Origin of the sequence: Metabacillus rhizosphaerae (assembly GCF_037201795.1) — a bacterium.
Taxonomy (GTDB): domain Bacteria; phylum Bacillota; class Bacilli; order Bacillales; family Bacillaceae; genus Metabacillus; species Metabacillus rhizosphaerae.
The window spans coordinates 3,279,191-3,293,041 of sequence record NZ_CP147403.1; the positions used below are offsets into that span (position 1 = coordinate 3,279,191).

13 protein-coding genes and 1 pseudogene are annotated in these 13,851 nt (G+C 33.6%); 10 read left to right on the forward strand and 4 right to left on the reverse strand.

What is annotated here, in order from left to right; all coding sequences use genetic code 11:
• Positions 1-138: 138 nt before the first annotated feature.
• The 3 genes from WCV66_RS16065 (at position 139) to fbp (ending at position 3,864) form a co-directional block, all read left to right on the forward strand.
• Complete coding sequence (locus tag WCV66_RS16065) at positions 139-570, forward strand: VOC family protein (protein WP_338786070.1); 432 nt, start codon at positions 139-141, stop codon at positions 568-570.
• 214 nt (positions 571-784) lie between these two features.
• Positions 785-1,492 carry a DNA alkylation repair protein gene (locus WCV66_RS16070; RefSeq protein ID WP_338786071.1) on the forward strand — a complete coding sequence of 236 codons (708 nt, stop codon included), beginning with the start codon at positions 785-787 and terminating at the stop codon, positions 1,490-1,492.
• A gap of 437 nt (positions 1,493-1,929) precedes the next feature.
• Positions 1,930-3,864 (forward strand): fructose-1,6-bisphosphatase, encoded by a 1,935-nt coding sequence (gene fbp, locus WCV66_RS16075; protein WP_066339640.1) that lies wholly within the window; start codon positions 1,930-1,932, stop codon positions 3,862-3,864.
• 142 nt (positions 3,865-4,006) lie between these two features.
• Here fbp and WCV66_RS16080 read toward each other — a convergent pair whose 3' ends face one another.
• Complete coding sequence (locus tag WCV66_RS16080) at positions 4,007-4,153, reverse strand: BH0509 family protein (protein ID WP_338786072.1); 147 nt, start codon at positions 4,151-4,153, stop codon at positions 4,007-4,009.
• Positions 4,154-4,695: 542 nt separating this feature from the next.
• Between WCV66_RS16080 and WCV66_RS16085 the strand changes: the two genes are divergently transcribed.
• Entirely contained in the window at positions 4,696-7,866 is a 3,171-nt protein-coding gene (locus tag WCV66_RS16085; protein WP_338786073.1) for an ATP-binding cassette domain-containing protein, read from the forward strand.
• A 280-nt stretch (positions 7,867-8,146) separates the two neighbouring features.
• On the forward strand, positions 8,147-8,542 hold the full coding sequence (locus WCV66_RS16090) for a VOC family protein (RefSeq protein WP_338786074.1): 396 nt from the start codon (positions 8,147-8,149) through the stop codon (positions 8,540-8,542).
• A gap of 505 nt (positions 8,543-9,047) precedes the next feature.
• Here WCV66_RS16090 and WCV66_RS16095 read toward each other — a convergent pair.
• The 3 genes and pseudogenes from WCV66_RS16095 to WCV66_RS16105 all read right to left on the reverse strand — a co-directional run.
• Positions 9,048-10,559 (reverse strand): MDR family MFS transporter, encoded by a 1,512-nt coding sequence (locus tag WCV66_RS16095; RefSeq protein WP_338786075.1) that lies wholly within the window; start codon positions 10,557-10,559, stop codon positions 9,048-9,050.
• Between the two features lie 175 nt (positions 10,560-10,734).
• Entirely contained in the window at positions 10,735-11,367 is a 633-nt protein-coding gene (locus WCV66_RS16100; protein ID WP_338786076.1) for a TetR/AcrR family transcriptional regulator, read from the reverse strand.
• A 213-nt stretch (positions 11,368-11,580) separates the two neighbouring features.
• A pseudogene (locus tag WCV66_RS16105) lies at positions 11,581-11,673 on the reverse strand (class II fructose-bisphosphate aldolase); the annotation flags it as partial.
• Positions 11,674-11,805: 132 nt separating this feature from the next.
• On the opposite strand from WCV66_RS16105, the gene WCV66_RS16110 reads away from it, so the two are divergent.
• From WCV66_RS16110 to WCV66_RS16130, 5 genes are all read left to right on the forward strand, one after another.
• Complete coding sequence (locus tag WCV66_RS16110; protein WP_338786077.1) at positions 11,806-12,117, forward strand: hypothetical protein; 312 nt, start codon at positions 11,806-11,808, stop codon at positions 12,115-12,117.
• 142 nt (positions 12,118-12,259) lie between these two features.
• Positions 12,260-12,466, forward strand: coding sequence for a hypothetical protein (locus tag WCV66_RS16115; RefSeq protein ID WP_338786078.1), 207 nt, complete (start codon positions 12,260-12,262; stop codon positions 12,464-12,466).
• A gap of 26 nt (positions 12,467-12,492) precedes the next feature.
• On the forward strand, positions 12,493-12,921 hold the full coding sequence (locus WCV66_RS16120; protein WP_338789469.1) for a hypothetical protein: 429 nt from the start codon (positions 12,493-12,495) through the stop codon (positions 12,919-12,921).
• Between the two features lie 34 nt (positions 12,922-12,955).
• The gene (locus WCV66_RS16125) at positions 12,956-13,309 is read left to right on the forward strand and encodes a hypothetical protein (protein ID WP_338786079.1); all 354 of its coding nucleotides are present in this window, start codon (positions 12,956-12,958) and stop codon (positions 13,307-13,309) included.
• A 30-nt stretch (positions 13,310-13,339) separates the two neighbouring features.
• A complete protein-coding gene (locus WCV66_RS16130) occupies positions 13,340-13,672 on the forward strand; it encodes a hypothetical protein (protein WP_338786080.1) in 333 nt (110 codons plus the stop codon).
• The last annotated feature ends 179 nt before the right edge of the window (positions 13,673-13,851 follow it).

The window sequence follows — 13,851 nt, forward strand, 5'->3', positions numbered from 1 at the left end:
CTTTTAGAAAAGAGCCTAAATAAAAGAGCAAGTTTTTTTATGTGATACTTCCATAATCATACAATATGTGTTATATTACGAATGTACGTTCTGTATGGTTGTTACATATGTTAAAAATTGAAAAAAGGGGTGTGTTATATGATTTTAGGGGTTCATGCTTATTTAAGAATGAATGGTAATGGGAAAGAAGCTGTTAAATTTTATGAAAATTCATTGGAGGCAGAAGTTCTAGGAGTTCAAACATATGGAGAGTTGCCAGAAAATCCAGAATTCACTCTTCCTGATGAAGCAAAAGATCGTGTAATACATGCACAATTGAGAGTTGGTAATACGTTTCTTATGCTATCTGATACATTCCCAGGTCAACCATTTCAAACTGGATCACAAGTTGATGTAGCTATCACTTTAAATGATGTAGAAAAATCAAAAGAAGTATTCGGAAAACTTCTAAATGGTGGCGAGGTAATTATGCCAATTCAAGAAACTCCCTGGAGTCCATCTTATGGACAAGTAAAAGATAAATTCGGTATAACCTGGCAGATTTCAACAATCGTAGAAGACTGTATTTAATTATTTGAAAGCACATTTCTTTAGTTATAGAAAGCTTTCGTTGAAGGTTGCTGAGCTGTTTATGCAGCTCTTTTTTTATATACAGAAAGGCTAACTGATGTAAGTTCAAGAATAACAACCTAATTCTTGATCTCTCAAGTTGCTTAATAAAAGAATATAAGCTAGATTGTTACAATAAAATGAGCAAGATTATAAAGGAAGGAAGTGCAAAACGATGGATTTAGAAATAGTTATGCAGGAACTGGAAGCGCTTGGCAAGGAACGAACGAAAAAGACTTACATAAGCAATGGAGCACATGAGCCGCTTTTTGGGGTGGCTACCGGAGCAATGAAGCCGCTCGCAAAGAAAATCAAGAAAAATCAACCTTTAGCCGAGCAGCTTTACGCCACCAGGAACTATGACGCCATGTATTTTGCTGGCATCATTGCTGACCCAATGATAATGACTGAGGAAGATTTTGATCGTTGGATAGATGCAGCATATTTTTATATGCTGTCAGATTATGTAGTTGCAGTAACTTTAGCAGAAACCGAATTTGCGCAAGTTGTTGCCGATAAATGGATCGCAAGCGGTGAAGAACTTAAAATGTCGGCAGGGTGGAGCTGTTACTGCTGGCTTTTGGGTAATCGCCCGGACGCTGAATTTAGCGAAAGCTCGATTGCCGGTAAGCTTGATCAGGTGAAAAATACGATTCATGATTCTCCAGATCGAACAAAATCCGCTATGAATAATTTTATTTACACAGTCGGAATTTCATATTTACCGCTTCATGATAAGGCGGTTGAAACAGCAAAGGCAGTTGGCCCAGTCCAAATCAAGCGGGACAAGAAAAAAAGCAGCATCCTACATGCGTCCGAAAATATTCAAAAGGAATTAGATAGAGGAAAGCTTGGTTTCAAACGCAAATATGTAAGGTGTTAGTATAGTTTGTAGTGTAACTACACTAACTGAAATGAGAGATCAGTACATCAATAAAAAGGTTCGTTGGGTATTCAGCAATCAGGCTTAATGATGAAATAATCAAAATTTTATTAAAAGCTCAGAGCTAAAGACTCTGAGCATACAAGACCTTAGCAAATCTGTTAAGGTTTTTTTGTAATTAAGTAAAAATATTTGTGCTGTGTTTTTGAAATTTCTTACATTAAAAGCAGCCTTTGAACTAGTACTAGATGTCTAGTTATTATCGTAATAGATAAGTATATTTAGATTTTGCGAGAGGTTTTGTATAATTCCTTTCCAATTGAAAATATATAATTACCGAATTAATGAAATTTTTAGTTTTCTCTTATAATATAAGTATATAAATCAACTCTATTAGATGTATAATATAAATAAACACTGAAAGGGGATACATAATGTTGAATACAAAACACCTAGATTTACTGGCTCAAATCTATGATAGTGAAGAAAAAGTTGTAACTGAAATTATCAATCTTGAAGCCATTCTTAATCTACCAAAAGGGACAGAACATTTTGTTAGTGATTTACACGGAGAGTATCAAGCCTTTCAGCATGTGCTGAGAAATGGATCGGGGAAGGTAAAAGAGAAAATTGAAGACATTTATAAAAAGGTATTAACTGAAAAAGAAATTAAAGAATTTGCAACATTAGTTTATTATCCTGAAGAAAAAATTCAGTTACTTAAAAATAATTTTGACAATGATAGAGAATTACACCAATGGTACACAGTAATCATTGAGCGTATGATTAAGCTAATTTCTTATGCATCTTCCAAATATACACGATCTAAATTACGGAAAGCATTGCCTAATCAGTTTGTGTATATCATTGAGGAGCTTTTATACAAAACAGATGAATTCACGAATTTTAAGGAACCTTATTATTCAAAAATTGTTCAACAAATTATTTCCCTGGGACAAGCTGACAAGCTCATTATAGGCCTTGCTTATACAACTCAGAGATTGGTTGTTGACCATCTTCATGTCGTTGGGGACATTTATGATCGAGGTCCTGAGCCTGATAAAATTATGGAAGCTCTTATTAATTATCATTCTGTCGATATTCAGTGGGGAAATCATGATGTCCTATGGATAGGTGCTTTTGCTGGTTCAAAGGTTTGTCTCGCTAATATTATTCGGATCTGTGCTCGCTACAACAATTTAGATATTATTGAAGATGTGTATGGCATCAATCTTCGACCACTTCTTAATTTAGCGGAAAAATACTATGGAGACATCCCAGCCTTTAGACCGAAAATCCAATCAGACCTTAAAATTTCTGAAGAAGAACAACTACAAATTACAAAAATTCATCAAGCGATTGCGATGATTCAGTTCAAGCTTGAAAGTCCAATTATAAAAAGACGTCCGAACTTTAATATGTCAGAAAGACTATTGCTTGAGAAAATTGATTTTGATAAAAATGAAATCAAGATACATGGAAAAACATATCCATTAGAAAATACTTGCTTTGCAACAGTTAATCCAGAGCAACCTGATCAATTATTAGAAGAAGAAGAGCAAGTAATGGACAAGCTGTTATTTTCAGTTCAGCATTCGGAAAAGCTTGCTAGACATATGAATTTTCTGATGAAAAAAGGTAGTCTTTATTTGAAATATAATGGAAACTTATTAATACATGGCTGTATTCCTTTAGATGAAGAAGGAAATATGGAGAAAATGGTCATTGAAAATAAAACCTATGCAGGTCGTGAATTACTTGATGTTTTTGAACATTATTTACGATATTCGTTTGCACATCCTGAAGAGACAGATGATCTTGCAACAGATATGGTTTGGTATTTATGGACAGGAGAATATTCATCACTCTTTGGAAAAAGAGAAATGACGACCTTTGAAAGGTATTTCATTAAGGATAAGGCAACCCATAAAGAGAAAAAAAATCCATACTATTATTTACGTGAAAATGATGAAGTCTGTCGCAATATTCTAACAGAGTTTGATCTTAATCCTGATCAAGGTCATATAATAAACGGCCATACACCAGTTAAAGAAATTGAAGGAGAAAATCCAATCAAAGCAAATGGAAAGATAATTGTCATTGATGGAGGCTTTTCTAAGGCTTATCATTCAACGACAGGGATTGCCGGATACACTTTATTATATAATTCCTACGGTATGCAGCTTGTTGCACATAAACATTTTAATTCAAAAGAAGATGTTCTACAAAATGGAACGGATGTATTATCAGTAAAAAGATTGGTGGATAAAGAACTTGAAAGAAAAAAGGTTCTTGAAACGAATGTTGGAGAGGAATTATTACAAGAAATTTCTATTTTGAATAGTCTAATGGAATATCGCTATATGAAATGAGAATATTTAATTAATAGTAGGGTTAATTTAAAGCAAAATATTGTAAAGACATAAAAAAGGGAAACATTAAACAACTGCTCAGAGCTAATTCTGAGCAGTTGTTCATTTTTTAGGTCTTTTAACTTTTATAATGAATTTAAACTTACATATAATCGTAAATAGAATCTTCAAAGTAGAGCCAGTGATAATATTCAATCTGTGGATCTGTCATCTCTGAAATCTCTTTTTCATTGAATTTTTGTTTAGCTAATAAATCCTTCACTTTGGATTCTCTCGCTAATTGGCTCATGTTAAATCCTCCTTAAAAATGGGAAGCAACTTAAATAGTCTTTGTTTTCTTACATTTATTATATATCTCAATTTGAGATTAAACCAATATCAAATCGAGATGGTTTTGTGGAAATTAATACATAATAGTTATTTATGATAGTTATTTGAAAATATTGCTTTAGGTTTACCGATTGGAATGTGTATGGGGATAGCAATTGAAGCTAGTTTGGATGCGGATGCTAAGAAAAAAGGGAAAACGTTCTAGGGGAATGATTTTACTAGGCTTTAATACTGTCCACACGATATAAAAATATTAGAGAAGAAGGGAAATTTACTATATTCCTGTATTGGACTTAATAATAATTACCATGTTTGATAAAATGTTGTATGAAGATCCTTGTACTGTTATTTCCTCTTTTTATTAAATGTATAGAAATAATCTTTGTCATTGAGCTTTTAATTTTCACTAGATCATTGATTTTTTATGAAATAACACAAAAAATTCATAAATAATTGTACTATCATTGAAAGTCTAAATTTCGAGAATCAAGAGGTAACAATATGAAAATAAATCAATTGATTTCAAACAATCTTTATAAGCTAGATGTAGAACTCCCAGTTGATAAGTCGTTAGGAATTGCGGGCTTGTCTGGTTCAGGGAAAACAACCTTTTGTCAAACGATCGGTGAAGAATCAAAGAAGCGTCTCGTTTCCTTATTGCCAAAGGCTGAATATCAGTATTTATTTTCTACTATTATGGAAACCAATTTCAGTGCCATTAAGATGGAAGAAATGCCTTTAGTGCTTTTTCTCGGAAAATCTTCAATTTCTTCCAATCCACGCTCTACGATTGGTACACATACAGGTGTATTTAAAGAGATTCGTGTTCGCCTTGCTGAAAAATTTAATCTTTCACCAGAATTTTTTTCATTTAATAATGCATTAGGGTGGTGCTCAGCTTGTAAAGGACGAGGTTATACCAAAAATGTAGAATGTCCAAAGTGTAAGGGCAACCGCTATAATCAAGAAGTTGAGCAATATGAAATGGAATTGTTTGAAAAACCTCATAATATCGCTGATATCAACAACCTGAGCATTGAATCAATTCTTTCGCAAGCTGAAGTATTACATATAAGTGAAGAGAAACAACATATTCTCCAAAACATTATCAATATGAATATAGGTTACTTATCATTAAATCGCATTATGGGTACGTTGTCTGGCGGAGAATTAACACGACTTTACTTAGCAGAATTCATGGCAACGAGTGAAAATACCGTTATTATTATTGATGAAATCTCCGTTGGTCTTGATCACGATACCCTATTGAAAATTTTAGAGCAGATAAAACAATTAGGCTATAAAAATCAAATTTGGCTTATTGATCATTCTGACACAGTGCTTGATACAACTGATGAGCAATTGTTCTTTGGACCTGGTAGTGGCAAATATGGTGGGAAAATCGTTGAAGAATCCCCACGCCCAAAACCGATTCACTGGGAACGAAATCAGGCAATGCCAACAGAATACTATAAATTTCATGATCTTTACTGTCGTAATATTCAAATGGCAGAAATTCAAATTCCAAAAAATCGACTTGTAACCTTTACCGGCGAGTCTGGCTGTGGTAAATCTACACTTGTTAATGAATGTATGGCCAAGGATTTTGTGATGCGATATCCAAAGGATAAACTGGTTATGGTTGGACAGGATCGAAACAAATCGATTACCAGCCGGTCAACAGTAGCAACTTTTCTTGATATAAAAAGAAAGCTCTCAAAATACAGTGAAGAGATTGATGATATTTTTCAACGCTCAATTGAAGATATTATTGAAGAACTACCAAATGAAGACATCGCACATAAACGCTTAAGTTTATTAATAAAGCTTGGACTTGGATATTTAACGTTAGAAAGAAAAACACAATCCTTATCTACTGGAGAATTTCAATGTGTTCATTTAGTTTCTGAACTGTTTTCAAATTCAAGAAACCCAAATACGCTGTTTATTTTTGACGAGCCTTCAAAAGGGTTATCACAAAATATTTTAAACCAGTTCATAGATAGTATTAGGGTCATACTTCAGGATGAATCTGTCTCAATCATGATGATTGAACATAATGCCTATATGCTAGAAAGCTCAGATTTTATTGTTGATTTTGGTAAAAGACAAACTGCTCCGGTGCAACATCTTGATGTTGTTAGTCATTATGATTATTATCGTCTAATGAACAGTGAAGATAAAGCGGCTACATTACAAATTCCTTCATCACTAAGGTCAAAAAATGGCATTCATTACGTAAAAGAAAATCATATGAGCTATTTTAAACATGCAGAAAATGTTTATAAGGGTGGCATCTTAAAAAGCTTATCACCAATGGCCCGTTTGATTTATGGTGAATACGAGTCTGACAAAATTGCACCCGTTATTGCCATCGACCTTGAAAGACACTTGTACAGTCAATATAGCTTTCTCTATGAAATAGGTGGACTGATCAACTATATTGTGGCTGCACATCCAACCAATAAAGATACAAGAAACTTCGATTTCTATTATCAAGAAAATCATTGTCCATGTTGTTCAGGTCGTCGGGTCATTGAAAAATTTGATATTGATGTTGTCATTCAAGATAAAACAGTGCCATTCTGGGATGGGTTATTATATCCAGATGTTATGGCGGTATTAAAATATTATCAATACCCAAAATTACAATTCCTCTTTGATGAGATAAAGAATGAGCTTGGTCAGGATATTAGTAAAAGCTATAATGAGATGACAGAAGCAGAACGTCATACTTTCTTATATGGTTATTGGGAAAAGTCATTTTATGATAAAGCAGGAAAGACATCAAGAATTTGGGAGGGCTTTAATTTACTCATTAGCCGTTATATGTTTATTTCGAAATCGATGATTAAAGAGCAAATGAAAGCATCCAAAGAAATGATGATCTGTCCAGTCTGTGAAGGAACAGTGCTAAACCATCATAAAAAGCTAAAATTTGGTGACACTGATATTCGAGAGATCATTCAGAAACCGATTGATCAAGTCATAAAAACAGTAGGGCAGCTACCAGAGCTGGAAAAACTAAAAGCAGTTGTTGGCGGAAAAATGGTACTTACAGAAGATGTCTCGTTACTCCCTCGGGAAATACAAGTAGCGCTGAAGATGCTTGAACTAGAATTAGCTAGCTTTGTAAACTATGAAGTGGTTTTACAAAATGCTTTACCATTCTGGGACAAGATTAAAGGTAATATTGAAACAATAAGTAGCAAAAACCTACTTACAATCTGTGATTTTGCCAATATTAACGAAACGAGAGAAACCATTATTGATAAGTATTTCACTAATGGAAAATACAAAAAACTAACCTATGTTTATGAAGCCTTTGGATACAAAAAAATCGTTACGCAAATTAATAAGATTAAAAAAAGTTATCCATGTCCATTTTGTAACGGGAAGAAAGTTATTTCAGAAGATGGACTTCATGATGGCGTGCAAAAATTATCGGTACCATGTGTTAGTTGCTATGAAAGTGGCATCAATGATGAAGGTCGTAAGGAAATCATTGATGGCATAGACGTGCAAACATGGGTAACGGGCAAGGTAAGTGATGTTGTTGTTGAAGGATTATATACTGAGGCAGTAGCAGATATTAAAATATTCAGTCGTATTCGTGAGTTAGATAAACAAGAAATGATAGATGTTTATCAATGCCTAGAGAAAAATAATTAACATATCTTAATTCAAGGTTAAAAGGATCCAGGGAAGAAGAGTAAACATCCCTGGATCCTTTTGTTTAAAGAACTGGAGAACATTCATAAATTAAATGTTCTTATGAAAGTCTTCTGAGGTTCTTATTGTTAAAACCACGTTACAAGCAACGTTTATAGAATTGATTAAATTTCTATATTTCTGTCATACTGTAGAAGGAATATGAAAATTTAGGAAGAAATTACATATGAAGAGATTAAATGAAATCAAAATTTTGATGGATATATTAGGAGGATGAAATATGGGAAGATTAGTTCATTTCGAGATTCATGTGGATGACATGGAACGTGCAAAAACGTTTTATGGAGAGGTATTTGGCTGGAAGTTTGAAGATTGGACTGATTATGCAGGAATGCCATATTTTGGTGCTGTGACTGGAGATGCAAATGAGCCTGGAATTAATGGAGCTTTGATGCAACGTCAAGGCCCACCACCAGAACCAAACCAACCTTTAAATGGTTATGCTTGTACAATGGGAGTGGAAGATTACGATTCAATTGAGGCTAAAATTACGAATAATGGTGGAAAGGTCGCAATGCCAAAATATGCTCTGCCTGGAATGGCTTGGCAGGGATACTATGTTGACACAGAAGGGAATATCTTTGGTATTCATCAACCAGACGAGAACGCAAAATAGTATCAATGATAGGTGAATAAAAAAATGAAAACACAAGACAAGGCAGGTATGCTTACAAATGTACGTAGTATCTGTCTTGCACAGCCAGAAGCCGTTGAACATATAGACGTTTTCGGGCACAATACTTTTAAAATCAATGGAAATCATTCGTGATATCAGCTGAAAGCGATAAAGGTTTCAATACTATTCACTCTGCTTAGTACGATTCATGGACTATTCATGTAAATATTCTATATACAATAAAGAGGACAAACTAATATTTGTTCTCTTTATTGTTTATAGAAATTAAGTATTAATATGTATCCTTGCGGTTTATCGAATTTTAACAACTGGAATCGCTGTAATGGGGAAGAACTCTCAACTGTTTTTAACATTGGTCCGACCCTAAGGTTTATTCAATAATCTAAATAAAGAAGTCGATTCATCGTTGGAAACGACTTCTTTATAAGTGAAAACTTCCTTAGCGTTAGTTATGAACAAATTTTACTACGCCAAGTTCAATTTTTTAAATTGTCTCAGCCTTCAATTGTGTGTTCCCTTGCTGGTTTAACTCCTTCACAGCTTCTTTACTAGTATCAACACGTTTAACAAAGAGGGCTAATAATAGAGCGACGATATTAATGCCTAGCGCTACATAGAATGAATATTGGATACCAGCTAATAAAGCTTTCTGTGTTAACACAGCTTGAGCAGCTGTTGTCATTGTTGTTGGGTCAACACCAGTCATTAGGCTTTCAGCTTCTGTTTTTGTCACTGAATTCATAATGGTAACAAGGACAGCTGTACCAATTGAACCAGAGACTTGCTGTGCAGTATTGTTAACGGCTGTTCCATGTGGATTTAATCGTGTTGGTAATTGATTTAACCCATTTGTCATAATTGGCATCATTACCATTGACATACCTAGCATTCGCAGAGTGTAAACAAGAATAATAAAGGTGTGACTAGAGTCAATTTGTAAGTTTGCTAACATGTAAGTTGAAACTCCTGTAATCGCAAGTCCTGATACGGCAAGAAGACGTGGACCAAATTTATCGAATAATTTACCTGTTATTGGCGACATTATTCCCATAATAATAGCACCAGGCAGCATCATTAACCCTGAATCAAGCGGAGAAATTCCTCTTACATTTTGAACATACGCTGGTGTTAAAATCATCCCAGAGAACATAGCGACTGCATTGACAATGGCAATAACAGACCCAAGCGCAAACATCGGGTACTTGTATACACTTAAATCCAATAATGGTTCATCCATTTTAAATTGGCGATAGATAAAGGCGATTAAAGCAATTGCCCCAACAATTAAAGTGGTTAAGACAATAGCATCGGTCCAACCATCTGAGCTTGCGGAACTGAACCCATATAATAATCCACCAAAACCGATCGAAGATAAGACAACTGAAAAGTAATCAAGCTTGGCATTTTTGTTTTGTTCCATCACATTATCAAATTTCCAAACGGCTAATAATAAGGTAATAACAGCTAAGGGTAAAATCATTTCGAAAAGTAAACGCCAGTCATAATGCTCGACAATATAACCCGATAATGTCGGTCCAATGGCTGGGGCAGTAATCATAACTAATCCGAAAACACCCATAGCTGTTCCACGTTTTTCACGAGGGAAGCTGACAAGCATAATATTCATCAATAAAGGCCCCATGACCGAAGACCCTGCTGCTTGGATCATACGCCCAGTAAGTAAGACACTGAAGTTTGGTGCAAAAGCTGCTAACGCAGTACCTAAAGTAAAAATGGACATTGATGTCAAATATAATCTACGGTTCGAAAACCGCGTTAATAAAAAGGCTGATGCTGGAATTAAGACACCGCTGACCAGCATATATCCAGTTGCAAGCCACTGGATTGTTGAATAATCTTTAATATTTAAATCTACCATCATCGAAGGCAGTGCCACATTTAAAAGCGAGTTATTTAAAAAAGAAACAAACGCACCGACAAATAAGATCGCAATCATTAAATAGGGTGGTTTCTTTTGTTGTAAATCTGATTCCATATATCTATTCCCCTTATTCCCTAAAATTTTATCAATTTTTTCTTAAGGATTACTTATGCATTCTTTATTCGACATGTTTATAAAGGTAGGTCGTTTACATAATTGTGCATGTATTCCTTGTTTTCTAAGTCTCTCAACTATTTTTTTCAAATCAATCGAATCTTTTTTCGTTCCATTAGGTGAGTTCATTCATGTAATCCTTTTGAAGCCCTCTTTTTAGCAGATCAATTTGTTCCAAATAATTTCGCAAAGCTTCTTCATCAGTTGAATCTTTTACAAACACCTGAATAAGGTTTTGAAAGGTGACAGCACTAATAATTTTCATGACATGATGGAGTTCTCGTTCATCTTGAATGTTCAATTTTTCTCGATTAATTAAGTTAATCGTACTTAAATACTGATTTTTCTGATTCTCCATGTAAATATTATTTGCTAATGTATTTTCTTGTTTATAGTTCATATTTAAAAAAACATTTTTAAAAAAGTTTTTGTGTTCTGCCTTTCGGTGGCTCTTTACCATAAATTGATAGTTGTCAATAAACGTCTCAAATAAATCTCCGTTCTTCTCCTTCAAGATGGATATAAATCGCTCATGATTTTTTTGCGCAAGCTGATTTAATAGGTAAAAGAATAAATCCTCCTTATCCTCAAAATATTGATAAAAACTCCCTCTAGGTATTCCCGCATTTTTGATAATATTTGCAATTGATGCTTCATGTAAGGGAACCCTTGAGAATTCTTCTTTGGCAGATTGAATTAACGTGTCTTGTTTATCTTTAGCTAAGTGAAAAAACGTTTGTTTTGGCATAATAACTCTCCTTATATTTCACAAGTGACACTGTGTCATAATTTAAGCACAAACAAATTATATATGACACCGTGTCATAAGTCAATACGATAAGTGACACTGTGTCATAATAAAGTTAAAAATATAAAAAAGACAATAATAACGTTTAGATTTTAGATTAAGTTGACAGCTTCAAGGAAATTTCGAACGACTTTTGTATAGGCTGCACAGTTTTTCTGTGTTTACATTAATCTTGCCGATTCCTCTTTTTATAGCTTTTTCAATATGTTGGGCCGGAACTCCGGAGTCACCATGTAAAACGACAGGGGAGAAATCAGGAATAAATAAGAGATACATAATGAGTTTTAGAAATAAGAATAGCTACCTGATAGGAAGAAATAGATAGGAATTGAAGATATTACCATCGCCTGATAAACTTAAAACAGTAGGGGGAGTCCAATGAATGACATATTATCAATAATTGGTTATATAGGTGTAGTAATTTGTTTTATATTAAAACACAGTGAAACCTTCGCAAAACTTAACAAAATGCAAAAAATAGGTGTATTAATGTCCTATATAACTACTACAATTATTGCTGGAATTTGTATATATTATGGCGGTGCATTACTAATTGAACGTTTTCAAAATGAATTTTTAATATTTATCATTCCATTTGCAGTAGTAATTATTACACTAGGGCTTGCTATAGTAACTTTAAATCGTATATTACAAAAAATCACAAAGGGCATTTTTTCGAAAATTACATAAGTTAATTTTTTCAGAGTTATGTAATGATGGCGTTTCTACTATGAGTGGAGACGTTTTTTTGATAAAGTCTGTTTCGAAAAATTTTGTTGTTTTTGGAAACCGTTTGTATCAAATATAGAAAAGATTGAGAGGTGAATGACTGTTGAAAACAAAATCAAGAAAAAGCGAATATTTAATAGCAACGTCAATTATCATCATGTATTCCTTATTAGGTCACTTATTTAATATTGATATCTTAAAAGTTATAAGCATTCGAAAAAATGAGTTTAGTATTTTAGGAGTTGTTATATGCATCATCAAAATTATTTTATTGCCTTTTCTTATTCGAAGATTAAAAAAGACAAAGTAACAATTCCCAACATCTTTAAAGGGGAGATGAAATTGAAAGTAGTATATTCTTTACTTTCGCTTTTAGGTTTAGTTTTTCTAGTAGGTTGTCAAACTAATCAAGAAAATATGGTCCTTTTAGATGAAAAGGTGAAAGAAATAAACATAGCCAAATCAAATGGAGTTGGTGACATGAACCAAGATATTTTCCTTACCATCGATGATAGCCAATCAGTTAAAGTGTTTGAGAAAGCAATAAAAACTGCAATTATACAGAAATCAGATTTGAAAAAAGCGACACCTGATTATGATGTAATGGTCGAATATGAAGAAGGATTTCCTACTCATGCAATCCATCTATGGTTAGGAGAGGAAAACGAAGAAAGTATCCTTATGTATATGGTTGGAGAAGGAGAAACTTACCTAACATCTACTAAAACGACAAATGATTTAAGGGAATTAATACTATCGGATTAATAAGCCAAGATTATCAGGGGTGATGTGAGAACACTTGAACTGTTGTTGTAAAAAAGGAGATACAAATGATTTAAAAATAGAAGCAGATGTTGGAGCAGATCCGATTTGGTGTAAAAGATGCGGTTGCAATCTTGATATAGAAGACGTTCCGATTTCAGATGTATTAGCAGAGGAATTATCGTCTTGGGCAAGGAATTATGGGAAATGGATTAATTGGGATAAAGATACATTACTTCCTAATGGGATTGAAATGGAAGATGAGTTTAATCAAAAGGGAGTCACATTAGTGGAAAAGCTAAAACAAGAGATTGAAGGAAACTATAAAATTAAGTTCATACCATCTACTAGTGCGAGATTTTATGAAAAAAAACAAAATGGTTTTAGCTAACTACTATACTTTCAAATAGGAGTGAAGTACATGAATGATCAAATGTATTTTGATACGGAAAATTATACTGGGAATCATTTGCATGTAGATAATTATAAGAATGAATACACTCGATTTGTCGAAGGGATAGCTTGGGTAAGACAGGATGATTCGATGGATTTGTTTTTTGATAATTTTGAAACTGATCGCGAAAGGCAAGAGCTCTTTGTTGATAATGGATATTATTACGAAACGTTTAAAGGCGGATATATAGGCAATGTGAAAACAGATGAAGAAGCATATGACATGTTTCAAAGATGGGTTGATGAAGTATTATCTCCTTATCGAAAAAAGGATATAAAATCGCGTGAGGGAGCAGAATGAAACAAATCAGTCTAATGAAGTGGTTGTTAGAAGTTGATATAAATAAGACAAAGGAATTCTATAGTAAAGATATTGAGCTTTGCGATTGTTTAAACTGCGTAAATTATATGGAAGCGTGTCAGTATAATCTTTTTACACGATGATTTTCCTCTCCCCGTTCTGCAATTAGATTTTGAAGC